Consider the following 24,848-nt stretch of genomic DNA (forward strand, 5'->3'; position numbering starts at 1 on the left):
AGAAAATAATATGCTGCAAATAAAAAATCTCACAAAGAGATATGGAGATAAGTTGGCGGTGGACAATCTAAGCCTACATATAATGCCGGGGGAGATATATGGTTTCATCGGACACAACGGGGCAGGTAAGACAACCACTATAAAAGCGTGTACAGGGATCCTGAATTTTGAGGAGGGAGATATCCTTATAGATGGTGTGTCCATAAAGGAAAAACCGCTGGAATGCAAGAAACAGATGGCATATATTCCTGACAATCCAGATATGTATGATTTTATGACCGGAATCGGATATTTGAATTTTATAGCAGATATATTTGACGTGCCGGAGGAAGTCAGGGACGAGCTCATAGACAAATATGCTGACGCATTTGAGATAAAAGACAACCTAGGACAGCTGATATCCGAGTATTCCCATGGTATGAAGCAGAAACTGGCAATCATATCAGCATGGATACATGAGCCGAAACTTGTCATCATGGATGAACCGTTTGTCGGACTCGATCCAAAGGCTTCCCATATACTCAAGCAGATGATGAGAAAAATGTGCGATGACGGAGGGGCGATATTCTTCTCCACACATGTATTGGAAGTCGCAGAAAAGCTGTGCGATAAAGTGGCGATCATAAAAGGCGGACGACTGGTGAAGGCGGGCATAATGGAGCAGGTGAAGGGAGACGAGTCACTTGAATCCGTGTTCCTTGATCTGGAGGGTGAGTCATGATAAGGATATTGATGAAGAAACAGCTTAAGATGCTGTTCAGTGGATTTTTCGTTGACCGGAAGACTGGAAAGTCCAGATCCAAAGGTGCTGTAGTTCTGGGTATCATCAGTTATGTGGCAGTGCTGCAGGGCTGTATGGGAGCCATGTTCGGAATGGAGGCATATTCGGTGTGTGAGCCGCTTTGTTCTGCGGGGCTTGATTGGATGTACATGGCGATGATGTCTATGATGGCGTTGACCATCGGTATATTAGGAAGTGTGTTCAATACATATGCGAGCTTGTATCAGGCAAAAGACAATGACCTGATGCTGTCACTGCCCATCCCGGTCAGGGCTATATTATTTGCAAGACTGTCAGGAGTGTACATCATGGGTGCGATGTTCGCCGTGACCGCCATGGTTCCCGGTATCATAGTATATGGAATAGTAGCCCATCCCGGTGTGTGGCCGGTCGTGTCATCTATTATAGTACTGGTTCTTCTGACATTTGTCATACTGGTGCTCTCATGTATACTTGGCTGGGTAGTGGGGAAGATAGGCAATAAGACCAGAAATAAGAGCTTTGTGACAGTTGTATTGTCACTGGCATTTATAGCCGCATATTATGCTGTATACATGAATGCAAATAAGCTGCTCTCAAAGATCCTGGCAAACAGCGGAGAATACAGTGCAAAGATAAAAGGTGCTGCATATCCGCTCTATTCAATTGGTCGTGCGGCTACAGGAGATGGACTGCAGCTGGCGTTTGTGGCAGCAGGCACATTGATCATCTCTCTTGCAGTGTGGCTGGTACTTGAGAGAACATTCATCGGAATCGTGACGACAAAAGCCGGACATACAAAAAGGAAGAATATAATAAAAGCTGCAAAGGCGCAGAGCCAGGATGCAGCACTTCTTCAGAAAGAGTTCAAAAGACTGGCAGCATCTGCCGTATATATGCTCAACTGTTCCCTGGGGACATTGATAATGATCGCTATGGCAGTGGTTTGTCTTGTTAAAGGACAGTATGTAGTAGATATGATTACGAAAACTCCCGGACTACCGGATGGTGTACTTATAATTGGGGCGTGTATAGCCGTATGTGCCGCCGCGTCGATGAATGATCTGACTGCACCATCGATATCTCTGGAGGGAAAGAATCTTTGGATCGTGCGTTCGCTTCCAGTCACATCGTGGCAGATACTTAGGGCAAAACTGAGGATGCATGTGATACTTACCCTGATTCCGGCGCTGATCCTTGATATAGTGATGCTTGTTTTTGTGACACCATCACTTGTAGATGGCGTGATGATGTTACTGATACCATGTCTTTATGTGTGCTTGACTGCATACATAGGGCTTGCAGTCAATCTCAAGATGCCAAAGCTTGACTGGACGTCGGAAGCATCAGTCGTGAAGCAGAGCATGGGTGTACTTGTTGCTCTTTTATCTAATTTTGTGTATATTATTGTACTTGTGGTGGGATATTTGTTATTCGGAGGTTTTACCGGAGCGACAATGTATCTAGCAATAAGCACTGCATTGACGGCAGCCGCTGCAGTTTTGTTTAGGATATGGCTGAAGAGACGCGGGGTGCAGGTGTTTGAGGCACTTTAGCGGTCTGCGATGATGATCCCAGGGCTGTACTCTGCACGGGAGCTGGAGACTGCGGTTGTAAGACAGTGTAGATTATAGATAGCAGTATAAATTATAGATAGAAAGAAGTTCAAAATTAAAATATGGCACAAATCAAGAATTCAGACATGAGCAGTCAGCAGAAAGCTGAACTGGACAAAGAGAAAAGAAAAGAAGAGAAGAAAGAGGCAAAAAGAGCAAAAAGGCAGCACTACAAGGAATTAAATGAGCCGCCAAAGCTCACCGTGCTTGAGGAGGTGGGAAATGCTGTTACCCACGGAATAGGAGCAGGGCTTGCCATAGCCGGCTTTGTCCTTCTTCTCCTGAAGTCAGACACAGGACTCAAAGTGATGGCATCGTGTTTTTATGGAATATCACTGATATTGATGTTTCTCATGAGCTGTCTGTATCACTCATACAAATCCGGTCTGGCAGTCAAGCGGCTCTGGAGAAGATTTGACTATTCCTCGATATATCTGCTGATAGGCGGAACATTTGCTCCACTGTACCTTGTGTACTGGGGAAATGTGCTTGGAATAGTGTTGTTCTGTGTGCAGTGGGCGCTCATCATAGCGGGGATCACCATCATATGTGTGTTCGGACCGGGCAGGTTCAGACCGATACACTATACGCTGTACTTCGTTATCGGATGGAGTGCTATCATGTTCATTCCGGGCTGGTTCAGAAATGACAAGCCGCTTCTGGGATGGATCGTGGGCGGAGGTGTTGTCTATACGCTTGGCATGATTCCATTTGTGAAGGACACCAAGGGGGCGCACTTTATCTGGCATATCTTTGTGATGCTGGGGGCTGCGCTGCATTGGTTTGGGATGTACCTTTATGTGTATTGAGGACGGACGAAAAAATGCTCTCCAGACATAATAAGCCGTGTGCCTGTATTCTGAATCACACTAATCTTCCGTCACTTCAGCTTGCTTATATTTGCACTGCGCTCTGCGCACGATAAGGGCGTTTGTGCGCGCCGCTCCGGCAATAAGCGCTGAAGTTCAGTCGATTACGCTATCGATTCAGAATACAGGCACGCGGCTTATTATAATATCTGGAGAGCAGTTTTTCTGTTAACGATAGCAGTTTATTGCTTATATTGGATTCGATTTACGAGTAATTATATTTGCGGTTGATTGCAGCCATAAAGAATGGTATCTTTTAGTCAGATATAAACATGATGAGTAAATATTATAATACGAGGAGAAAATTCTATGGATAGAGTAGAGAAAATGTTTGGCAGAATGAAAGCTGGCAAGTTATATAAATGTGTGGACTGGGATCCGGAGGGGAAGGCGAAGGATCTGGTTGATAAGTTCAATGGTGCTCCGAGGTCTGAGACAATGACAAGAACCGGCGAGTATCTTGGAAAATTATTCGCACACATGGGAAAGGAGTGTTACATAGAGCCGCCATTTTACTGCGACTATGGAACAAATATACATGTGGGAGACTATTTCTATGCAAATACAGGGCTGATAGTTCTGGATCAGTGTGACGTCATCATTGGAGATCATGCATTTCTGGGACCAAGGGTCAATATATACTGCGCAAGTCATCCGATAGATGCGATGATCAGAAATGCCGGTGTGGAGCTTGGCAAGCCGGTCACAATAGGCGATAATGTATGGATCGGCGGCAATACGGTCATCAATCCGGGTGTGACCATAGGTTCAAATGTTGTCATAGGCTCAGGGTCGGTTGTCACAAAGGATATTCCGGATGGTGTGATAGCTGCTGGAAATCCATGTAAAGTCATAAGACCGATAACAGAAAAAGATAAGCAATATTGGCTTGAACAGGTAAAGGAATTTGAGGCAGACACAGGCGAGCAGGTCCCTGGAGAGGACATATGGTAAATTACAGATTTACTTTCAGCTATGATGGCACACGTTATCACGGCTGGGAGAGCAAGACAAATGCGGATACAGTGGAGGGGCGAATAGAGGCGGTCCTAACCAGGATGGTCGACGCAAAGGTCGACATCCATGGTGCAGGCAGGACTGATGCGGGAGTGCATGCCAGAGCCATGGTGGCGAACGGAAGGCTAGAAACAGATAAGACTCCGGAAGAGATAAAAGATTATCTGAACAGATATCTGCCTGCGGATATCTGCGCGCTTGATGTTGCTGTGGCCGGGGACAGGTTTCATGCAAGGTTGAATGCAACCGGTAAAGTCTACGAATACACGCTGTATGTAGGTGCTGAGAAACCTGTATTTGACAGAAATTATGTGTGGTGTGTGCCGCAGGGCAGTGCACTTGATGTGGATGTGATGAAAAAGGCTGCATCGTATCTTGTCGGAAAGCATGATTTCAGATCTTTTTGTGGCAACAATAAGATGAAGAAATCCACGGTCAGAACCATATACGATGTGGATATAGTCAAGGAGGGAGACTACGTCCACATGAGATTCCATGGAAATGGCTTTTTGCAGAACATGGTGAGGATACTGACCGGAACACTGGTAGATGTTGGATATGGGAATATGAGTGCGGAGCATATTCCTGAGATCATAGCCGGGATGGACAGGCAGCTGGCGGGGCCTACGGCGCCTCCACATGGACTTTGCCTGATGAAGGTGGAATATGACTGAATACAATTAAGAAAATGGGGTTAAAACAGATGATAAAGAAGCTTGGAACAAAGTACAGGATAAAATGTATTATTGGAGCAGTGATATTTGCAGCAATCGGAATCTCCGGTGTTGCTGCAGCAATGGGGGTAGATGAAGGATCGATATGGATAGGGCTTGGATCCGCGATGTTCCTCGCATTTGCGGCATGGTTTGTATCCCTGGCAATAAGGCAGAGCAACATAAGAGACGTACTGGATTACTGCAAGAAGAAGCCAAATCCTGAATATGAGATGGAGAGGATAGAGCAGTTTTACAGATCAGGTGCTGCAGTGAATGGCCTCAGATTAAATAACGAGTTCTTCATGTATATCAAGGGTGACACGGTGAATTTTGCCGAGACCAGGGAGCTTATGTGGGTATATAAGCTCATAAACCAGAACAAAGTGTACGGAATTAAGGCGGGTAAGTCTTACCAGATCGAGGTCAGGCTGAATGATGGCAGCGGAATGGCGCTTCCGATGAGGAAGGAGAAGGACTGTGATGACACCCTTGCATACATAGAAAGCATGGTTCCATACATAATAATAGGATACAACGATGAGATAAATAAGATATATAACCACAATCAGAAGGAACTGGAGAAAATGGTGGATGAGAGAAGACACCAGTACTTCCAGCAGGTTCCAATGAGATAGATAATGGCATGAGGTATATCTGTACAAAAAGGATGGTGGCATATGGGTATGGCGGATATTGACAGGCACAGCGGAATGGAGAAGCTGCGGGATATGCCTCAGGGAAGTCCGGAGGATGTGAAAATGCTCGGCCTGTTCATGGATGTGGGAGCCATGATGATCCGGAATGGCTCGGAGGTGAAGAGAGTGGAGGATACACTCAGACGAATGGGAGCTGCTTATGGAGCAGAGCGTATGGACGTATTTGCTATTACATCCACTCTGGTATGTACCATGAACATGCCGGATGGATCGGTGTGCTCCATGACCAGAGGAACCAGGGATGGGACAAAGACGGACTTCTGGAAGCTGGAGCGGATAAATGCCCTGAGCAGAGAGTATTGCAGACAGCCACTAGCCACTGAGGGCCTGAAAGAACGAATTGAAGAGATAGAGCAGGCATCAGCGCCGAGACTCCGGGTGTGCGTGGGAAGCGTGCTGGCGGCGGGGGCGCTTGCGGTATTCTTCGGCGGAACCATACTTGATGGAGCTATGGCGGCGGCATTTGCTGTGGGGATATGGCTGATGCAGATGTATTTCGCCCCGATATGTACCAACAACATACTGTTTAATTTCCTGTGTTCATTTGCCACGGGTGTATTGATAGGACTGGCGGGGAACGTGCTTCCAATACATGAGGACAAGGTCATGATAGGAGATATAATGCTGCTGATCCCGGGACTTGCGCTGACAAATGCAGTGAAGGACATGTTTGTCGGTGATACGATAACTGGAAGCCTGAGACTGGTTGAGTCAGTGCTGTGGGCGGCAGGCATAGCCTGCGGATTTGCATTGGCGGTATTTATCTGCAGATAACAACAGGAGGAATGGCAAATGGCGGTACAGATAATCACTGCGCTTCTGGGATCACTGGGATTTGCGCTTATGTTCAATCTTGGCAGGCGGAATGTGATACCGGCGGCGGTCAATGGAATGTGCACATGGATAGTATACATTCTGGTCAGAAATATCATAGATGACGTATTTATTCCATCTCTTGCGGCAAGCCTGTGGGCTGCCATATATGCTGAGATAGCGGCAAGGGTCATGAAAGCACCGGCAAATCAGTATCTTATAGTCGGACTCATTCCGCTTCTGCCGGGGGCTCCGCTCTATTACACACTGAGCGCGGCATTTGATTCAGACTGGAAGGCCGCAAGCGCATATGGCAATTCCACAATGCTGTTCGTGCTGGGGATTGCGGTGGGAATAAGCGCAGTCTGTGGATGTGATGACATAATAAGGAGGCTTAAGAACAAAAAGTCGGAAAGCTTGAGTAAACACATATAAGGTGTTATGATACAGGTTAAGTGTTATATTAAGGAGATCGAGGGTTATGCTTGAGAAGTATGGAAAAAAGCTGTTTATATTGCTTGGATGTGATGTAGTATATTTTATATTGTGGGTTATACCGGCCATAAGGATACCTGCTTCATCTGCGATTTTTACCGGACTTGGGCTTATGACCATGACGGCACTCAGCTTTGTTGAGGTTGAGGATGATACATTTGACAGGGTGACAGGTGATGAGAAGTGGTTTAAGATAGCCTTTCTGGTGGGAGCGGCACTCACGCTTGTGGGAATCATACTCCTGCTGATGTTTTTCAAATTCTAAATATAATGTGGATTATAGATCCCTTCCGTATGATTAGGTACATCATACGGAAGGGATTTTTTCGTCTTAAGAATATCTTAAAGTTCCCGGCAATTGTTTCTTAATGTACACCCATTTTACAATACATTATGAGCAGAGACATTTCTGAAGTTTAATGTGAAGGGAGGCAGAAAATGTCAGGAAATTCGTGGCGGAAAACTGCGCTGGTCATGTCTGTACTTGCCGTATGTGGCATATGTGGCTGTGAGAACAGGTCGAGCGGTGATGAGGGCAGGACAGAATACATATATGGTGATTCCATTGAGGAGGATCATGGCGGAGGACCACTCGGTATAAGGCTTGGCGTTCCTGATAGCTGTGATCTAACATTTGATACCGGTCATTCAAAGCTTTCGGAGATAAGTCTTGTGGATGATGACATACAGGTTGCAAATGTGGACAGGGCGTATACTGTAAGCTTTGACAGGATGAGGATGGATACGTCGAGGATACAGGACATGGTGGAGAGTGTATTTGACAAAGACCAGGGAATATATTGCCGTGATGACGGCGACGAGAATATGACGAAGGAGGAGATACAGAAGGAGATAGACCTCATAGAGGTGTACAGGCAGCAGGCGCTGGAAGAAGGGCAGCAGGATGTTGCGGAGATATATGAGAGTGACATAGCAGAGACGAAGAATCGGATGAAGGAAGCCCCCGATTCGTATACGCCGGTCAGAGAATATACGACAAATAAGATATACATAGGCCAGCATGACGGTGAACAGTACAGCCTGTGGATATCCGGGGATGACACAGCAGATGCATCTGGCAGGGTAAGCATAGTATATGAGCCGGCGGGTGATCAGGAGCAGAAATATCTTGCAGATGTGGAAGATGCAGTGATGACGGAGACCGCCGGGCAAAACTATTTTGGCGGCGATATTGAAGACCAGGAAAATAAATGTGGGATAGATGAAAATACAGCAGAGCATGAAGCTCAGGCATTTCTGGATAGGATGGGAATATCCGGAATGGCAAAATGCGGAAGTCAGGCTGTGGTGAGGTCGTGGCTGGACAGCGGATTTGAAATTATAAAAGCTGAAAAGAATGGGTACATGTTCGAATTTGGAATACAGATTGGCGGAGTGGATACTGCCTATATAGACCCGACAGGAGTGGATAACCTGAAGAATAAAAATGGTTACGTCATGTACGAGGGTGACAGGATATTCGTATGTGTGGATGACAGCGGAGTGTTTAATGTGAGAGCAACCTTAAGTACGGATACGGATTCATTTGTCAGGGAAAAGGTGGATCTCCTAAGCTGGGAAGATATGGTGAATAAGGCTGACGAGAGCATAGTGGAATATTATGAAAAATATCCTACCGCCTATTCAGAGGTGCGGTTTAACAATGTGGAATTTATGTATGTTCCCTGTATACAGGATGGAGAAAAGCTTGTGTACATACCGGCATGGGTACTGACCCAGTCTGAAAATAATGACATCTCAGAGGAGCATGGCGCATACGATAATATAGTGCAGCTTGTGTACATAAACGCAGTGGATGGAAGCTGTGTAGATATAATTGAGACTGCAAAATGTCTTGAGACATGGTACGGAACAGACCCGGAGACTGGGGCAGGAACAAAAACCATATCAAAATAAATGTGCTGATATGGTCAGATGAAATGTCTAATATATGAATATTTGCGAAATGACAAGGAGGAAGATAATCATGGGAAAGAGAGCGACAAGAATAGCGGCATGTGTGCTGGCAGGAGTGATGGCGATGCAGATGACAGGATGTGGAAATAAAAAGGTTGATTATACATTGGATGGAGAGTCGGGTTCGGCAAGTGGATACAGTGATGATGGCAGTAACGATGCGGGTGGCAGCCTTGCAAAGAGTCTGGGAATCCCGGAGAAGTGTGATGAGACATTTGATGTGGGCAATTCGGGCTTGTCAGAGATAAGCTGTTCCGGTTCGATAGATATTCCTGATACGGATTCCATGAAGAGGGTATATTACAGCACTATGAAGCTTGATGCTGCACAGATACAGAGCATTGTCGAGGGACTCCTGGACAAGTCCCAGGGCATATATATCCGCAAGGATGGAGTGCAGACCAAGGATGAGCTGAAGAGTATGATAGAGAGTACAGAGAAGTTTAAGAAGGAGGCTCAGGGGCAGGGGGATGATTCGTCGGATGCCTGGTATGATACCCAGATAGAGACATACAAGAAGCAGATGGCAGATGCACCGGATTCACTTCCTTTGCTGGAGAATTATGATGATCCGTATTCATCGTATACAGGCAAATATGGAGACAAGGAATATACGGTGAGTATATCACAGTATGGCGGTGAGGATGACAATACAGACGCAGGTGTGTATATATCATTTTACAAATCCGAGAGTGAGGAAAACAAGCTTTTGGATGGTGTGAGCGGCGCAACATACACCTATGTGACGGGCATCAGCAATGCCACAGACATAGATCTGACCAATGTCACAAATGAGAGCAAACTCACGGAGAACGATGCCATATCCCAAGCGATGAATTTCCTCTCAAAGATGGGGATAGACGGTATGGAGAGTACAAAGACAGAGCCGCTTGCCAGAATATGGTCGGATGACAATGGCGAGGTAAAGCAGACCAAGGTGAGTGGATACTCGGTAACGCTCAGCAGGTCTATATACGGAGCAAAGGAGAGAGAGGGCGAATTATATAACGTTGACAATCTCCAGACACAGAATGGCTATATGTTTGAGCCTGGTGACAGTGTAACATTAAATATTGATGATGATGGAGTTGTAGATATGTTTTCCCAGCTTTACACAGATCCTTCATCCCTGCAGGCGGAGGATGTGGAACTCATGAGCTGGAACGACATGATCGCAAAGGCAAATGAGGGCATTGCAACATATTATGAGAAATACCAGACCAGATATGGCAAGGTTCAGTTCAACAACGTGGCACTCAGATACATGGCGACAGCAGATGACGATGGAAAGCTCTGCTACATTCCTGCATGGATATTTACACAGAGCGAGGAGCTTCGGGGACAGGACACGGTAGGGGAGATATCCCAGATTATATGTATAAATGCAATTGACGGAAGCTGCATTGACATAGTGGATAATGCCAAGAAGATGAAGTTGTGGGAGACGTATTAAACGGATTATTACATCTAAATCTATCAAAAATTACATTTGCATTAATTATCACAAATTAGGGTATATAATATGTTTTGGTGTTAGCTTGTGTAATTTATGTGCAGATGATATTATGAATGATAGGAGAAGTTGTGAGATTTGTTTATAATACATTTATCTTGGATAGGGCAGAATATGCAAAAATCTGCAGAGAAATAAATACGAATTATAGTAAATACGAAGGAAAAACATACGCAGTACATATTTCGTATGGAATAGATAATAAACCATATTGGTATTATTTTGAGAATCATGGATATGATAACTATAATATATATATATATATGAGAATAGAAATGTAAGGGGGCGTAGTTATGGAAGAATTAAGAAAACTGCTCAACAATATAGATGATTCTTATTTTGAGTTTGTCTCGGCTATGGAGCATTATGCTCAGAAGAATGCGGCAAGATTAGAAATGCTCACTGCTTATATCAAAAGAAATCCAGGCGTAAAATCCGCAGATGTTATAAAGTTTGTTTCGGATCAGCCGGATTTTGCAGATGATGCCGCTTACATGAGGGTATGCTAGATATTGTAGTTATAAGAAAGTAATAAAAATACAGACAGTCAATTGTTTTTTGAGGTCACTTCATTCACAATTGTGCTGTCTGTATTTTTATTTGAAAGTATCAGTTTTAAGCTGACTAATTCTACAGGTGAAGGACTCTGTCCTTGATCTCCTGTGTACGTCCCTGATTCCAGAACTGGGTTCCGATATAACCGCAGGTACGTCTTGCAACGAAGAGAGTGTTCTGGTCGCGGTTGCCGCAGTTAGGGCACTCCCACACCAACTTGCCATAATCGTCTGTCACGATCTTGATCTCGCCGTCATAGCCACATTTCTCACAGTAGTCGCTCTTGGTGTTGAGCTCTGCATAGAGAATGTTGTCGTATATGAACTTCATGACTTCAAGGACTGCGTCTATGTTATTCTGGAGGTTTGGAACCTCAACATAGCTGATGGCGCCGCCCGGTGACAGCTTCTGGAATTCTGACTCAAACTTCAGCTTGCTGAAGGCGTCTATGTGCTCGGTTACATGTACGTGATAGCTGTTGGTTATGTAATTCTTGTCTGTTACGCCCGGGATGATGCCGAAACGCTTCTGCAGATTCTTGGCAAATTTATAAGTAGTGGACTCCATAGGTGTTCCGTATACGGAATAGCTGATATTCTCAGCAGCCTTCCACTCAGCACATTTGTCGTTGAGCTTCTGCATTACAGCGAGCGCAAATTTCTTGCCTTCCTCGGATGTATGTGTTTTGCCGATCATACGGACACACATTTCGCAGAGACCGGCATAGCCAAGGGAAATAGTTGAGTAGCCGCCGAAGAGCAGCTTGTCAATCTTCTCGCCTTTCTTAAGTCTTGCCAGCGCACCGTGCTGCCACAGTATAGGAGCGACATCTGATATGGTCCCGAGCAGTCTTTCATGTCTGCATCTGAGTGCCTTGTGACAAAGCTCAAGACGCTCGTCCAGGATCTTCCAGAATTTGTCCATGTCGCCGTATGATGAACATGCCACATCAACAAGATTAATGGTCACGACGCCCTGGTTAAAACGTCCGTAATATTTGCGGGATCCATCAGGATTCCTGATGCCGTCCTCCTTTGTAGGAAATGATCTGCAGCCCATGCATGGATATACGTCGCCGTCCTTCATCTCTCTCATGACTTTGGCGGAGATGTAGTCAGGAACCATACGTTTTGCGGTGCATTTGGCGGCAAGCTCGGTCAGATACCAGTATTTGGAATCTGTGGTGATGTTGTCCTCGTCCAGAACATATATGAGCTTAGGAAATGCCGGAGTGATCCAGATTCCCTTCTCGTTCTTAACTCCTTTGATCCTCTGATTCAGGACCTCCTCTATGATGAGTGCCAGGTCATCCCTTGTCTGTCCCTCAGGAACCTCATCCAGGTACATGAACATGGTGACAAATGGTGCCTGTCCGTTACATGTCATCAGGGTGATGAGCTGGTACTGTATAGTCTGTATTCCACTTTTGACCTCGTTCAGAAGTCTCTTCTCTGTTATCTTGTCGATAATGGCATCATCAAGGGATTCGCCACAGTCCTTGCGCTCCTCGATGACCTGTGCACGGAGCTTCTTCCTGCTAACATCCACAAATGGTGCCAGATGGGACAGGGTAAATGTCTGTCCGCCGTACTGGTTGCTGGCAACCTGTGCCACGATCTGCGTGGTGACGTTGCATGCCGTGAAGAAGCTGTGCGGCTTCTCGATCATGGTCTCACTTATCACTGTTCCGTTCTGCAACATATCCTCAAGGTTGATGAGGTCACAGTTGTGCTCCTTCTGAGCGTAGTAGTCAGAATCATGGAAATGTATGATTCCGGCCTCATGTGCCTCAACTATATCCTCAGGCAGAAGCATTCTCTTGGTCAGATCTTTGGATACCTCACCGGCCATGTAGTCACGCTGTGTCGAGTTGATCACCGGATTCTTGTTGGAGTTTTCCTGATTGACTTCCTCGTTCATATGGTCTATGAGCGCAAGGATTCCGTTGTCCGTGGTGTTGGACTTACGTGCGAGCTCTCTCTTGTAACGGTAACGCACATATTTCTGTGCAACCTCATATCCTCTCATCTCCATGATACCGGTCTCGACCATATCCTGAATGTCCTCCACGTGAACTGCGTGGGACATTGATTCTATCTGTTTCTCCAGGTTGTCCGCGATGGCGTGAACCTGATATTCGTTGAGCTGGTGGAGTTTGTCAACCTCATTGTTGGCAGCTTTGATGGCATTCTCGATCTTTGACAGGTCAAATGTCACCTCTTCTCCATTCCTTTTGATTACGTGTACGTGTGTTTTAGCTTCCTCTGACACAGCAATAGCCTCCCTCTTCCAATTCAATGGTAAATTTAATCGTAATATTCCAATCATTCAAGTTAACTGAAATCAGGCCAATCAGGTCTGGTTCGACGTAATATAGTAGATGCGGCTGCCTGTGCCGCATGGAATTATTTATAAAGAAAAAATATGTAAACACAATATATTTGGTGGAAATAATGTGAAGCACCCACTAGATATTGTGCTCTGTTATTATAGTCATCACAAATGATATTGTAAAGATGAAAAATGTGCTTTTACACAATAAAAATCCCGTGAGGCGCATAAACCTTGACAAATTTTGAGAAAAAATTTTTGAGGGCTGTCAAAGCCTTGACAAGCAACCATAAAAAGTGATACACACTTATATGAATACAATTTCTAACAGGTATTAATACAAATATCAAGGAGATAAAAAAATGCAGGAATTAAAGCCAATCAAAGAAGGTAAGGTACGTGAGATTTATGACAATGGAGACAGCCTGATCATGGTAGCTACAGACCGTATAAGCTGCTTCGATGTCATCCTCGACAATGTAATTTCCAAGAAGGGAACAGTTCTGACACAGATGTCAAAGTTCTGGTTTGACATGACACAGGACATTCTTCCTAACCACATGATCTCAGTTGATGTAAAGGATATGCCTGAGTTCTTCCAGCAGGAGAAGTTCGACGGCAACAGCATGATGTGCAGAAAGCTTGAGATGCTTCCAATCGAGTGTATCGTTCGTGGATACATCACAGGAAGCGGCTGGGCAAGCTACAAGGAGAACGGCACAGTATGTGGAATCAAGCTCCCAGAGGGATTAAAGGAGTCTGATAAGCTTCCTGAGCCTATCTACACACCATCAACAAAGGCCGAGATTGGCGATCACGATGAGAATATATCATATGAGCAGAGCATTGCTCACCTTGAGAAGTACTTCCCTGGCAAGGGCGAGGAGTACGCTTCAAAGCTCAAGGAGTACACCATCACACTTTACAAGAAGTGTGCAGAGTACGCACTTACAAGAGGAATCATCATTGCAGATACAAAGTTTGAGTTTGGTCTCGATGAGAATGGCAATATCGTTCTCGGCGATGAGATGCTTACACCTGACAGCTCAAGATTCTGGCCAGCAGATGTATATGAGCCAGGTCATGGCCAGCCATCATTTGACAAGCAGTTCGCACGTGACTGGCTGAAGGCTAATCCTGACAAGGGCTGGAAGCTTCCAGAGGATGTCGCTCAGAAGACCATCGACATCTACCTTGAGGGATATGAGAAGCTCACAGGCAAGCCACTTGGAAAGTAATCAGTACATTATAATATATAGATGCAGTGTTGAGTGATGGCGGATAAAACGTATGTCACTGGATGTCTGCATGGCAGAAAAAAGACTCCCGGCGCAATGATATGTCCGGGAGCCTTTTTTTAAAGCATTTTCGCCAAAAGATAAAAAACACAAAGTTATCTGACACCCGGCGGACAAGCCCTGAACTGGGAAATGACCGAAAATAGAGACTCATCAAGTTGTGAACTTCGTTGAAATAAATGTCTCCGGGTGGTAAAGTGTAAATGTTATGAAAAGGCAAAATCAAATGAGATTTTACAAGGAGGTAACAATGAAGAATATGCTGCGTGTGGCAGCCGTTACGCCGAAGGTCCACATCGGAAGTGTCAGCGGTAATGTCAGAGAGATAATGGATATATATGAAGAGTATAAGGATGCTGCGGATGTCATAGTGACGCCGGAACTGTCTATCACGGGATATACCTGTGCGGATTTGTTTGAGAATAGAAAACTCATAGATGGTGCGAGAAGAGGACTTCTTCAGCTTGCCATGGCTACATGTACTGGTCAGTCGGCACTGGTGGTCGGTCTGCCATTTGAGGTGGACGGAGAGCTGTTCAACTGTGCGGCGTTCCTGCAGGGTGGAAGAGTCGTGGCCATCGTGCCGAAGACTTACCTTCCAAACTACGGTGAGTTCTACGAGAAGAGATGGTTCTCAGCCAGAAAGTATGATGCGGTGATGGTCAATCTCATGGACCCGGAAGATGATGGAGATGAGCTTGAATACAATGCCGGTTCAAAGAAAGCCGGGGACAGGGCTGTTGGCAGTGAAGTGCTGTTTGGCAACAATGTGATGATAGAGATGGGCAGCGGAGACCAGAGAGTCAAGCTTGGCATAGAGATATGTGAGGATGCATGGACTCCAGTTTCGCCGGGAAGACTTCTAGCCATGGCGGGAGCTGAGGTCATACTCAACCTTTCCGCGTCAAATGAGGTCATCGGAAAGGCTGCATACAGGCACAAGCTGATAGGAAGTGTGTCATCGGACTGCCTGTGCGGATATGTGTATGTGTCCGCTGGAATGTATGAGTCCACATCAGATCTGGTATTTTCAGGACACAATCTGATGTACGAGAACGGCAAGCTCCTCGGCGAGGTAAAGCCATTTGAGGACGGAGTACTGATAAGGGATATAAGTCTCACCAAGATCAGACATGACAGGATAGCAAACAAATCATTTGCCGACTGTAAGCGTGATTTCGCATTCAGAAAGTATGAGACGGTGGTGTGCGATACCCCACTCATGGACAAAGGGAATGTGCTCATGAAGGTGAAGATGACACCATTTGTCCCATCGGGAAATAAGCTTGAGAGGTGCATGGCGATATTTAAGATGCAGGTTGCCGGACTTCAGAGAAGGATAGAGGCGACCCACTGCAAATGTGTGGTCGTGGGAGTGTCAGGCGGACTTGATTCCACACTGGCTTTGCTGGTTTCAGCACAGGCGGTGAAGAATGCGGGACTTCCATCCACAACTGTCGTGGGAATCACCATGCCGGGATTTGGAACGACAAACAGGACGAAGAATAACTCCACGGAACTCATGAGACTGCTCGGCTGTGACAGCAGAGAGATAAGCATAGCTGCATCGGTGAGACAGCATTTTGCCGATATCGGACAGGATGAGAGCGTGCATGACATAACTTACGAGAACTGTCAGGCGAGGGAGAGAACGCAGATACTCATGGATGTCGCTAACAAGGAGGGCGGATTCGTGGTTGGAACCGGAGATCTCTCGGAGCTGGCACTTGGCTGGTGCACCTACAACGGCGACCATATGAGCATGTATGCAGTGAATACAAGTATACCAAAGACGCTGGTGCGCTCACTTGTGAACGAAGTCGGACACTTCATGGAGGTTGACGGATTTGCGGGCATCGCGCCGATCATAGACGATATTATAGACACACCGGTCAGCCCGGAGCTGTTGCCACCGAACCCGGACGGAACCATCGCGCAGAAGACGGAGGACACCGTGGGATCATACATCCTGCACGATTTCTTCTTATATTATACGCTGCGATATGGAATGTCACCTGAGGAGGTAAATGAGCTGTGCAAGGAGGCTGTAAGACAGAGTGACGAGTACAATTTCTCAGACAGCGAGATCGATAAATGGCAGAAGGTATTCTACACGAGATTCTTCCGCCAGCAGTTCAAGAGGAACTGTATGCCGGACGGTGTGAAGGTTGGAACCGTGTCGGTCAGCCCGAGAGGAGATCTGAGACTGCCGTCTGAGATTGAATTTGAGGACTTTTTGTAGACATTTGCCTGGGATAGTTATTAACGTGGCAGAATCATAATAGCATACCAATCAGGGGTCGCTCCCGCTTAACTCAGCCTGCAACGGTACTAAGGTGCCGCCTGTTGCGCCACCTAAGGACCGGCGGCATCGTATTCCCCTGATTTGGTAGTGCTATTATGATTCTGCCACAATATAGCATACAAAGACAAATGTCTACAAAAGTCGTGTATATATTTTATATGAATAATATAATTTAGGAGGACAAAGAAATGCCATTTATAGATTCAAAGGTTACAGTGAAGATGAGCGATGACCAGAAGGAGACTCTTAAGAGCAGTCTCGGTCAGGCGATAACAACGATGAACAAGACGGAGAGCTACCTTATGATCGGCATCAACGATGGATACGACCTGTTCATGGGTGGAAAGAAACTTGATAAGGGTGCATATGTGGAAGTCAGCGTATTCGGTGATGTGACTCCGAAGGCATGTGATGCCATGACAGGAAAGATCTGCGATATATTTGCGGATGTGCTTGGAATTCCGGGAAATGCGGTGTACGTGACTTACCACGGCGTACATGACTGGGGCTGGAACGGAGGTAACTTCTGATGTGGGAGATAGAAGTCCTTGACGCTCTCCAGAATATACATACCCCATGGCTTGACAAGCTCATGGTGGCGATCACATCCCTTGGAAATGCGGGAATACTGTGGATAGTGCTGGCGGCTGTGCTGCTGATTATTCCAAAGACGAGGAAGGCAGGGCTGTGCATGGCCATCGCACTTATCCTTGATCTTCTTATAACCAACTGCCTGTTAAAGAATCTTGTCGCCAGAACAAGACCATATGATGTGGCGGATTTTACAGATCTGATAGTGAAGAAACCAACGGATTACTCCTTCCCATCGGGACACACGGCGGCGTCATTTGCGGCTGTCACGGCGTTGTTCATGAGCAGGAAGAAACTGCTGGGCGCAATATCCTGTGTGATAGCGATCCTCATAGCGTTCTCAAGAATGTATCTGTATGTGCATTTCCCAACAGATATCATTGGCGGAATAGTGGTAGGCGTGGCAGCTGGAGTGGCAGCAGGATTTATACTTAGAGCGATTGATAAATGATTTGGCGGATCGTTGGTTTGGAGGGATACGATTATGAGTGAATATACCATACTGCCGTTGATCAATGCAGCATTTCAGCCGGGTGAAGCGAAAAAGATGGTAGACAGTTTTGAAGACAGGGATTTTCAGGAGATAGCACGTGCTGAATACTATTATTTTACCGGGCAGGCGGAGGAGTGCAATCATATAGCAGAACGTTATCTGATGAGCCATAATATAAAATTGAAGATGTCATCCTGCCTGTTATATGTATACTCTAATCTGACACTTGGCAGAGAAGCTGCATCAAGGAAAGGACTGAGGGAGATTCAGAAATGTCTTGAAAAAGAGACGAAAAATCCTTCATCCGCTGAGGACAGGGCTGTCAGTGTATTTGCGGGATATATGTCCTCTGTGCTTTTGCATCTTTCGGTGGATGAACTTCCGGATGTGGAGCTTTATGCAGTAACATTGCCGCCTGGAATTAAGCTGTTTTCTGCCTATGTAATAGCTCACATGGCATATTTAAAAGGCGAGTATGGCAGGGCACTTGGAATTTGCGAGGCAGCATTGATGTTCAGGGATGATATATATCCTATTAGTATGATCTATCTGTATTGTATGATTGCAATGTGTCAGATGAATCTGAAAAATCAGCAGAAAGCAAAAGATGCATTGATGCTGGCGTGGAACGTGGCGAAAGAAGACGAATTTCTGGAACCTTTCGTTGAACATCATGGTTTGCTGCAGGGACTTCTGGAGTCATGTATCCGCAAGGAGGATTCAAAACTATATAACAAATTATCTGATAAAGTCATTGCCTTTAGCAGGGGATGGATGTCAATCCACAATCCTATGTCAGGAAATTCAGTGACGGATGCATTATCCACAGTGGAATTCTCGATTGCAATGCTGGCAAGCCGAGATTGGAATAATCAGGAAATTGCAGATTATCTGGGATTTTCACCCAATACGGTTAAAACTTATCTGAGCAGGATTTATGAAAAAATGAATATAAATAAGAGGGATGAGCTGAAAAATTATATGCTGAAATAGGAAAATATACATTTTCGTATCGAAACGGAGATTACATGGAAGAAGTCAAAATGATAAAATCTTTATATACAGAAATCACTAACCAAACTCAGATTTATTTTTAAGGGAGGGAACTATATGAAGAGAAGAATTTTGACCACCCTGCTCACTATGTGCATGGTGCTGATGCTGCTGCGGATACCGGCATATGCGGGCAAAGCCTATTGCGACATCTGTGGTAAATGGGTAAGAACAACCGAAACTTATGAATACAAAGACGCTGGATATCATTGGCATCACGTTTATTGCACAGAATGTGGCACTAATATCACCAATCCACGTTCTGCGCATGTGTGGAGCGGAACGGCAACCTGCACAAGCGGACAGACTTGCACGATCTGCGGAGGAACATCCACCCCTCTCGGACATGATTGGAACTCAAACTGGATTTCGGATGAAAACAATCATTGGCATGAGTGTAATGTCTGCGCAGAAAAGGGCGATGTTGGAATACATATTTGGGATAATGGCACTATAACTATTTCTCCAACCTGCACAACAGAGGGGGAGAGAAAGTATACTTGCATTGGATGCGGCAGAATAAAAACAGAGACGATCCAAGCTACGGGTCACGACCTCGTACATCACGATGCACAGGCGGCGACTTGTACCGCAAACGGTTGGGAAACTTACGATACCTGCAGTAACTGTGATTACACCACCTATACGGAGATTCCGGCAGTAGGTCATAGTTATGGAGATGTAACATACACATGGAGCACAGACAATCAACACTGTACAGCAGAAAGAAAATGTACAGCATGTGATGGCGTAGAAAGTGAGACAGCAGATACAACAGCAACAGTAATACAGGAAAAGAACTGCGTATTGCCAGAATTAACTACATACAGTGTGACATTTGAAAATTCTGCTTTTGAATCTCAAACAAAGGAAAATGTACGGACAGCAGAAAACGCCGGTCACGATATGGAAAAAGTAGAAAAGCAAGCTGCTACTGCTGCAAAAGAAGGAAACAGCACATATTGGTTCTGTGATAAATGTAATAAGTATTTTAGTGATGAAGAAGCAGAAAATGAAATTAAAAAGGAAGACACAGTGCTTGCGAAACTTGCCCCTGTTATTATCAAGGGAGACGGAGCGACAGTAACAGCAGGTGCGAAGAATGCACTATCATTCACATCTGATGCTGCATACAGGGATTTTATTCGTGTTGAGGTTGACGGAAAGACCATAGATGAGAGTAATTATACGGTGGAATCTGGAAGTATAATCGTAACATTGAAAGAGGATTATGTTGCCGGTTTTTCGGAGGGTGAGCATACACTTGGCATTGTCTCTGAGAGCGGAACAGCGACAGCTCATTTTACAGTAAACGAGAAGACAACGGGGACACAGGAGCCTTCGGAAGACACAACCGGTACAACACAGGAGCCTTCGGAAGACACAACCAGTACAACACAGGAGCCTTCGGAAGGTACAACCAATAAAACACAGGAGACAAGTACAACGGATAAAACAACACAATCATCTCCAAAAACTGGTGACAGTACAGACTTGCAGTTGTATGTGATTCTTATGTTTGTTTCAATAGTGGGGGTTGCAGGAATTTGTGTTAAGAAAAGGTTCAAGACCCATTGATGGCTTTGAATGAAATGGCTGTTAGAGCGGAAATTACATATTAGATCTCTATAAAATGAGGCATATGGACTAAAAAGATGTTCATATGCCTTATTTTAATATGTCTTTAAATACTTTAAATACACAGAAATTTCACAAACAAAACGCCTCTGTATACTATTGACATTAAAAAATAGAAGTATTAATATTTATGCAACTTGCGTTAAATCACACATAGCTGACGATCAGATATCGCATATCATAAATCAAGTTCCTGATTTTGTGCATCTGAGGATTCTGTCAGCATTTCAAACCGAAACAAGGAGGAAATAGAATGATCAAAACATTGCTTGGTCAGGTGGGCGAGTACAAGAAGGACTCAATACTCACACCTGTATTTACGGCGGCAGAGGTCTTTATGGAGATCCTCATTCCATTTGTGACCGCCAAAATAATTGACGAAGGAATCAACGGACAGGACATGAGCAAGGTGTATATGTATGGCGGACTCATGCTTGTGTTGGCTTTCCTGAGCCTTTTCTTTGGAGTGATGGCGGGCAAATTTGCTGCCAGCGCATCGACAGGATTTGCCTGCAACCTGAGGGAGGGCATGTACAGGAATGTGCAGGAGTTTTCATTTACCAACATTGACAAATTCAGCACCGCAAGTCTTATAACACGAATGACAACTGATGTGACAAATGTACAGAACGCGTACCAGATGCTCATACGAATCGCAGTCCGTGCGCCACTCATGCTCATTTGCAGTATGATAATGTGCTTTACAATCAACGTGGAGCTGTCACTTGTATTTGTGGCAGCACTTGTGGTTCTTGCATTTGGATTGTTCTTCATCATATTCAAGGTAACACCTATATTTGACGAGGTATTCAGGAACTATGACAACCTGAATGCCAGTGTTCAGGAAAATGTATCAGCGATAAGAGTTGTAAAGGCATTTGTCAGGGAAGAATATGAGGATAAGAAGTTTGGGAAGGCAGCAGAGGTTCTTGCGGAACTGTCCATAAAGGCTGAGAGTCTGCTGGCTTTCAACAATCCTATCATGATGTTTGTCATCTTTACATGTATGATGCTCCTGTCGTGGATCGGAGCACACTTCATAGTCAGTGGTAGCATGACAACTGGAAATCTTACATCACTTTTCAGCTATGTCATGAGCATGATGATGTCGCTGATGATGCTGTCCATGGTATTTGTCATGATCTCCATGAGTATGGCAAGTATGAGACGAATATCTGAGGTCCTTGAGGAGACACCTACCATGACCAATCCTGATGAGCCGATCATGGAGGTCCCTGATGGAAGAATAGATTTTAACCATGTTGATTTTGTATATAAGGCAGGAAGTGCAGAGGACACGCTGAAGGATATTGACATTCACATAAAGTCTGGAGAGACAGTTGGTGTGATAGGTGGAACCGGCTGCGGTAAGTCGACATTTGTCAATCTGATAAGCAGACTTTACGATGTGAAACCGGACGGTGGTTCGGTCTGTGTCGGAGGACATGACGTGCGTGATTACGATATGGAGGTCATCCGAAATGAAGTGGCGGTTGTGCTCCAGAAGAATGTGCTGTTTTCGGGTACGATACTTGATAATCTGAGATGGGGCAAGGCGGATGCCACGGAGAATGAGTGCCGTGAGGTGTGCGAGCTTGCCTGTGCGGATGAGTTCATAGACAGGATGCCGGATGGATATAACACCTGGATCGAGCAGGGCGGAAGCAACGTGTCTGGTGGTCAGAAGCAGAGACTCTGTATTGCCAGAGCGCTGCTCAAGAGCCCGAAGGTACTCATTCTCGATGATTCCACAAGCGCAGTTGACACCGCTACGGATGCGAAGATCAGGCAGGCATTTGCAACCAAGATACCGAACACCACCAAGATCATCATATCCCAGAGAATATCAAGTGTGCAGGATGCTGACAGGATCATAGTTCTGGATAACGGAATGGTCAGCGGCTTTGACACACATGAGAATCTGTTAAAGAACAACACGATATATAAGGAGATCTACGACGTACAGATGTCTGGCGGCGGTGATTTCGATGAGAAGATGAATTAATTATGAAGGAAAGGAGGCAGTGTAATGACAGGAAATACAGAGAAATACAGTGAAAATAAGATGGATGATAAAGTGGATGCAGGGCTGAAGAGACCTGGAAAGGATCAGGGCAAAAATCCCATGAAGGCACTTGGAAGGCTGATCAGATATATTCTTAAGGAATACAAGCTGGCATGTATTACGGTTGTGGTCAGCATACTTATATCGGCGCTTGCGATACTGAGTATATCGATGTTCATGCAGAAACTTATCGATGTATATATTGAACCGATGATGAAACAGAGCTCACCTGATTATGGTCCCCTGACCCACAGGATGCTGGGGCTTGGACTTATACTTGTGCTGGGAATCATCTGCGCATACGCATACAACAGGATCATGGTAAATGTGACTCAGGGAACCATGAAGAGACTCAGAGTTGAACTTTTTGAACGTATGGAATCCCTTCCGATATCTTTCTTTGACACACATGCACACGGAGATATCATGTCGGTGTACACCAATGATGTTGACACACTCCGTCAGGTCATAAGCCAGAGTATGCCGCAGCTTATCAACTCAAGCATCACATTTATCTCAACACTCATTGCTATGATAGTCCTTGATATACCGCTCACGGTTCTGTCGGTCGTCATGGTGCTTATCATGATAAAGGCGACGTCGAGCTTGGGCGCGAAGTCGGGAAGATACTTCATGAAGCAGCAGCAGGATCTTGGTAAGGTAAATGGCTATATAGAGGAAATGATGAGCGGCCAGAAGGTTGTCAAGGTGTTCTGCCACGAAGAAAAGGCATATGACGATTTCTGCAAATTGAATAGATCTCTTCAGGACAGCGCCTACAAGGCAAATATGATAGCCAACATTACCATGCCGGTGAATGCGAACCTTGGAAACATAAGCTATGTTCTCTGCGCTGTACTTGGAGGTGTACTTGCAGTAAATGGATGGTCAGGTCTTACCATAGGAACGCTTGTGGCATTCCTGACGCTTAACAAGAGTTTTACGATGCCGGTTACACAGATAAGCCAGCAGATCAACGCCATAGTCATGGCTGCAGCCGGAGCCGACAGGGTATTTACCATGACGGATGAGATGCCAGAGGAGGACGAGGGCTATGTTGAGCTGGTAAATGCAAAGAAGGATGCAGATGGCAATCTCACGGAGACCGAGGAGAGAACCGGACTCTGGGCATGGAGACATAGGCATGAGACTGGCGAGGTCACATACAGGGAGCTCACAGGCGAGGTTGAATTTGAGAATGTGGACTTCGGTTACAATCCGGATAAGATAGTTCTGCACGACATAAATATGTATGCAAAGCCTGGTCAGAAGATAGCATTTGTCGGAAGTACAGGCGCGGGCAAGACGACCATAACCAATCTGATAAACAGGTTTTATGATATACAGGACGGCAAGATAAGGTATGACAATATCAACATAGGCAAGATCAGAAAGCCGGATCTCAGACGAAGCCTTGGAATAGTGCTTCAGGATACACATCTGTTCACAGGAACAGTCATGGACAACATAAGATATGGCAAGCTGGATGCCACGGATGAGGAGTGCATCAAGGCTGCAAAGCTTGCAAATGCTCACGATTTCATAAAGCGACTTCCTGACGGCTACAACACGGTGCTCACCGGGGACGGTTCAAACCTCAGTCAGGGACAGAGACAGCTTCTTGCGATTGCGAGGGCGGCGGTTGCCGATCCACCAGCACTGATCCTGGACGAGGCTACATCATCCATTGATACGAGAACCGAGGCTATGGTTTCAAAGGGAATGGATGCCCTCATGGAGGGAAGAACGTCATTTGTCATAGCTCACCGACTTTCCACGGTCAAGGACGCGGACTGCATCATGGTCATGGAGCAGGGACGCATCATAGAGCGAGGCACCCACGACCAGCTCATAGATATGAAGGGCAGATATTATCAGCTGTACACAGGCAAGAAGGCCGTAGCTGGGCAGGCGTAAGCACTTGAATTGTATATAAAAAACTGAAAAATGCTTGCAATATAAAAGTTTGTGTGCTATTTTAGGGGCAATTAATGGTAGTCGCAGTTAAGCTCAACGAGATGAAAGTT

Annotated in this window: 22 protein-coding genes; 21 read left to right on the forward strand and 1 reads right to left on the reverse strand. The window is 45.4% G+C overall.

Annotation, left to right across the window (positions count from 1 at the left end):
* The first annotated feature begins 10 nt into the window (after positions 1-10).
* From AB5150_RS06195 to AB5150_RS06255, 13 genes are all read left to right on the forward strand, one after another.
* Positions 11-721, forward strand: coding sequence for an ABC transporter ATP-binding protein (locus AB5150_RS06195; RefSeq protein ID WP_015533583.1), 711 nt, complete (start codon positions 11-13; stop codon positions 719-721).
* Positions 718-2,316: a hypothetical protein gene (locus tag AB5150_RS06200; RefSeq protein ID WP_349822868.1), complete on the forward strand. Its 1,599-nt coding sequence runs from the start codon at positions 718-720 to the stop codon at positions 2,314-2,316. Before AB5150_RS06195 ends, AB5150_RS06200 begins: the two co-directional genes overlap by 4 nt.
* 122 nt (positions 2,317-2,438) lie before the next feature.
* Complete coding sequence (locus tag AB5150_RS06205) at positions 2,439-3,185, forward strand: hemolysin III family protein (protein WP_368291501.1); 747 nt, start codon at positions 2,439-2,441, stop codon at positions 3,183-3,185.
* 369 nt (positions 3,186-3,554) lie between these two features.
* Positions 3,555-4,199 carry a sugar O-acetyltransferase gene (locus AB5150_RS06210; RefSeq protein ID WP_173795915.1) on the forward strand — a complete coding sequence of 215 codons (645 nt, stop codon included), beginning with the start codon at positions 3,555-3,557 and terminating at the stop codon, positions 4,197-4,199.
* Complete coding sequence (gene truA, locus AB5150_RS06215) at positions 4,193-4,936, forward strand: tRNA pseudouridine(38-40) synthase TruA (RefSeq protein ID WP_055222922.1); 744 nt, start codon at positions 4,193-4,195, stop codon at positions 4,934-4,936. The genes AB5150_RS06210 and truA overlap by 7 nt, the downstream gene beginning before the upstream one ends.
* A 29-nt stretch (positions 4,937-4,965) precedes the next feature.
* Positions 4,966-5,613: a DUF6709 family protein gene (locus AB5150_RS06220; protein ID WP_055273242.1), complete on the forward strand. Its 648-nt coding sequence runs from the start codon at positions 4,966-4,968 to the stop codon at positions 5,611-5,613.
* Between the two features lie 42 nt (positions 5,614-5,655).
* The gene (locus AB5150_RS06225; protein WP_368291502.1) at positions 5,656-6,468 is read left to right on the forward strand and encodes a threonine/serine exporter family protein; all 813 of its coding nucleotides are present in this window, start codon (positions 5,656-5,658) and stop codon (positions 6,466-6,468) included.
* Between the two features lie 18 nt (positions 6,469-6,486).
* On the forward strand, positions 6,487-6,942 hold the full coding sequence (locus AB5150_RS06230; protein ID WP_173795917.1) for a threonine/serine exporter family protein: 456 nt from the start codon (positions 6,487-6,489) through the stop codon (positions 6,940-6,942).
* Positions 6,943-6,988: 46 nt separating this feature from the next.
* Complete coding sequence (locus AB5150_RS06235) at positions 6,989-7,267, forward strand: hypothetical protein (RefSeq protein WP_015533590.1); 279 nt, start codon at positions 6,989-6,991, stop codon at positions 7,265-7,267.
* A 173-nt stretch (positions 7,268-7,440) separates the two neighbouring features.
* On the forward strand, positions 7,441-8,919 hold the full coding sequence (locus AB5150_RS06240) for a DUF6034 family protein (protein ID WP_368291503.1): 1,479 nt from the start codon (positions 7,441-7,443) through the stop codon (positions 8,917-8,919).
* Positions 8,920-8,989: 70 nt separating this feature from the next.
* Positions 8,990-10,432 carry a DUF6034 family protein gene (locus AB5150_RS06245; protein ID WP_015533592.1) on the forward strand — a complete coding sequence of 481 codons (1,443 nt, stop codon included), beginning with the start codon at positions 8,990-8,992 and terminating at the stop codon, positions 10,430-10,432.
* 116 nt (positions 10,433-10,548) lie between these two features.
* Positions 10,549-10,773 carry a hypothetical protein gene (locus AB5150_RS06250; RefSeq protein WP_368291504.1) on the forward strand — a complete coding sequence of 75 codons (225 nt, stop codon included), beginning with the start codon at positions 10,549-10,551 and terminating at the stop codon, positions 10,771-10,773.
* A gap of 12 nt (positions 10,774-10,785) precedes the next feature.
* Positions 10,786-11,001, forward strand: a complete 216-nt coding sequence (locus AB5150_RS06255) for a hypothetical protein (RefSeq protein ID WP_015533594.1) — start codon at positions 10,786-10,788, stop codon at positions 10,999-11,001.
* Positions 11,002-11,122: 121 nt separating this feature from the next.
* Here AB5150_RS06255 and nrdD read toward each other — a convergent pair whose 3' ends face one another.
* Positions 11,123-13,318: an anaerobic ribonucleoside-triphosphate reductase gene (gene nrdD, locus AB5150_RS06260; RefSeq protein ID WP_022216859.1), complete on the reverse strand. Its 2,196-nt coding sequence runs from the start codon at positions 13,316-13,318 to the stop codon at positions 11,123-11,125.
* Positions 13,319-13,740: 422 nt separating this feature from the next.
* Between nrdD and AB5150_RS06265 the strand changes: the two genes are divergently transcribed.
* The 8 genes from AB5150_RS06265 to AB5150_RS06300 all read left to right on the forward strand — a co-directional run bounded on the left by AB5150_RS06265 (position 13,741) and on the right by AB5150_RS06300 (position 24,738).
* Complete coding sequence (locus AB5150_RS06265; protein WP_004850368.1) at positions 13,741-14,616, forward strand: phosphoribosylaminoimidazolesuccinocarboxamide synthase; 876 nt, start codon at positions 13,741-13,743, stop codon at positions 14,614-14,616.
* 310 nt (positions 14,617-14,926) lie between these two features.
* Positions 14,927-16,918: an NAD(+) synthase gene (locus tag AB5150_RS06270; protein WP_015533596.1), complete on the forward strand. Its 1,992-nt coding sequence runs from the start codon at positions 14,927-14,929 to the stop codon at positions 16,916-16,918.
* Positions 16,919-17,169: 251 nt separating this feature from the next.
* Entirely contained in the window at positions 17,170-17,511 is a 342-nt protein-coding gene (locus AB5150_RS06275) for a phenylpyruvate tautomerase MIF-related protein (RefSeq protein WP_368291506.1), read from the forward strand.
* Positions 17,511-18,023 (forward strand): phosphatase PAP2 family protein, encoded by a 513-nt coding sequence (locus AB5150_RS06280; RefSeq protein WP_015533598.1) that lies wholly within the window; start codon positions 17,511-17,513, stop codon positions 18,021-18,023. Before AB5150_RS06275 ends, AB5150_RS06280 begins: the two co-directional genes overlap by 1 nt.
* Positions 18,024-18,056: 33 nt before the next feature.
* Positions 18,057-19,058 (forward strand): helix-turn-helix transcriptional regulator, encoded by a 1,002-nt coding sequence (locus AB5150_RS06285; RefSeq protein ID WP_015533599.1) that lies wholly within the window; start codon positions 18,057-18,059, stop codon positions 19,056-19,058.
* 117 nt (positions 19,059-19,175) lie between these two features.
* On the forward strand, positions 19,176-20,696 hold the full coding sequence (locus AB5150_RS06290; protein ID WP_015533600.1) for a hypothetical protein: 1,521 nt from the start codon (positions 19,176-19,178) through the stop codon (positions 20,694-20,696).
* A gap of 313 nt (positions 20,697-21,009) precedes the next feature.
* Positions 21,010-22,761 carry an ABC transporter ATP-binding protein gene (locus AB5150_RS06295; RefSeq protein ID WP_015533601.1) on the forward strand — a complete coding sequence of 584 codons (1,752 nt, stop codon included), beginning with the start codon at positions 21,010-21,012 and terminating at the stop codon, positions 22,759-22,761.
* A gap of 60 nt (positions 22,762-22,821) precedes the next feature.
* The gene (locus AB5150_RS06300) at positions 22,822-24,738 is read left to right on the forward strand and encodes an ABC transporter ATP-binding protein (protein WP_208896339.1); all 1,917 of its coding nucleotides are present in this window, start codon (positions 22,822-22,824) and stop codon (positions 24,736-24,738) included.
* Positions 24,739-24,848: the final 110 nt, after the last annotated feature.

This window comes from Coprococcus sp. RTP21281st1_F1_RTP21281_210402, from assembly GCF_040915325.1.
Taxonomy (GTDB): Bacteria; Bacillota; Clostridia; order Lachnospirales; family Lachnospiraceae; genus Coprococcus; species Coprococcus aceti.

Coding starts and splice junctions, on each gene's coding strand:
- AB5150_RS06240 (WP_368291503.1), top strand. CDS start 7,441: ATGTCAGGAAATTCGTGGCGGAAAACTGCGCTGGTCATGTCTGTACTT.
- AB5150_RS06235 (WP_015533590.1), top strand. CDS start 6,989: ATGCTTGAGAAGTATGGAAAAAAGCTGTTTATATTGCTTGGATGTGAT.
- AB5150_RS06295 (WP_015533601.1), top strand. CDS start 21,010: ATGATCAAAACATTGCTTGGTCAGGTGGGCGAGTACAAGAAGGACTCA.
- AB5150_RS06230 (WP_173795917.1), top strand. CDS start 6,487: ATGGCGGTACAGATAATCACTGCGCTTCTGGGATCACTGGGATTTGCG.
- AB5150_RS06290 (WP_015533600.1), top strand. CDS start 19,176: ATGAAGAGAAGAATTTTGACCACCCTGCTCACTATGTGCATGGTGCTG.
- truA (WP_055222922.1), top strand. CDS start 4,193: ATGGTAAATTACAGATTTACTTTCAGCTATGATGGCACACGTTATCAC.
- AB5150_RS06270 (WP_015533596.1), top strand. CDS start 14,927: ATGAAGAATATGCTGCGTGTGGCAGCCGTTACGCCGAAGGTCCACATC.
- AB5150_RS06245 (WP_015533592.1), top strand. CDS start 8,990: ATGGGAAAGAGAGCGACAAGAATAGCGGCATGTGTGCTGGCAGGAGTG.
- AB5150_RS06220 (WP_055273242.1), top strand. CDS start 4,966: ATGATAAAGAAGCTTGGAACAAAGTACAGGATAAAATGTATTATTGGA.
- AB5150_RS06300 (WP_208896339.1), top strand. CDS start 22,822: ATGGATGATAAAGTGGATGCAGGGCTGAAGAGACCTGGAAAGGATCAG.
- AB5150_RS06250 (WP_368291504.1), top strand. CDS start 10,549: ATGATAGGAGAAGTTGTGAGATTTGTTTATAATACATTTATCTTGGAT.
- AB5150_RS06200 (WP_349822868.1), top strand. CDS start 718: ATGATAAGGATATTGATGAAGAAACAGCTTAAGATGCTGTTCAGTGGA.
- AB5150_RS06265 (WP_004850368.1), top strand. CDS start 13,741: ATGCAGGAATTAAAGCCAATCAAAGAAGGTAAGGTACGTGAGATTTAT.
- AB5150_RS06225 (WP_368291502.1), top strand. CDS start 5,656: ATGGGTATGGCGGATATTGACAGGCACAGCGGAATGGAGAAGCTGCGG.
- AB5150_RS06195 (WP_015533583.1), top strand. CDS start 11: ATGCTGCAAATAAAAAATCTCACAAAGAGATATGGAGATAAGTTGGCG.
- AB5150_RS06285 (WP_015533599.1), top strand. CDS start 18,057: ATGAGTGAATATACCATACTGCCGTTGATCAATGCAGCATTTCAGCCG.
- AB5150_RS06210 (WP_173795915.1), top strand. CDS start 3,555: ATGGATAGAGTAGAGAAAATGTTTGGCAGAATGAAAGCTGGCAAGTTA.
- AB5150_RS06280 (WP_015533598.1), top strand. CDS start 17,511: ATGTGGGAGATAGAAGTCCTTGACGCTCTCCAGAATATACATACCCCA.
- AB5150_RS06205 (WP_368291501.1), top strand. CDS start 2,439: ATGGCACAAATCAAGAATTCAGACATGAGCAGTCAGCAGAAAGCTGAA.
- AB5150_RS06275 (WP_368291506.1), top strand. CDS start 17,170: ATGCCATTTATAGATTCAAAGGTTACAGTGAAGATGAGCGATGACCAG.
- AB5150_RS06255 (WP_015533594.1), top strand. CDS start 10,786: ATGGAAGAATTAAGAAAACTGCTCAACAATATAGATGATTCTTATTTT.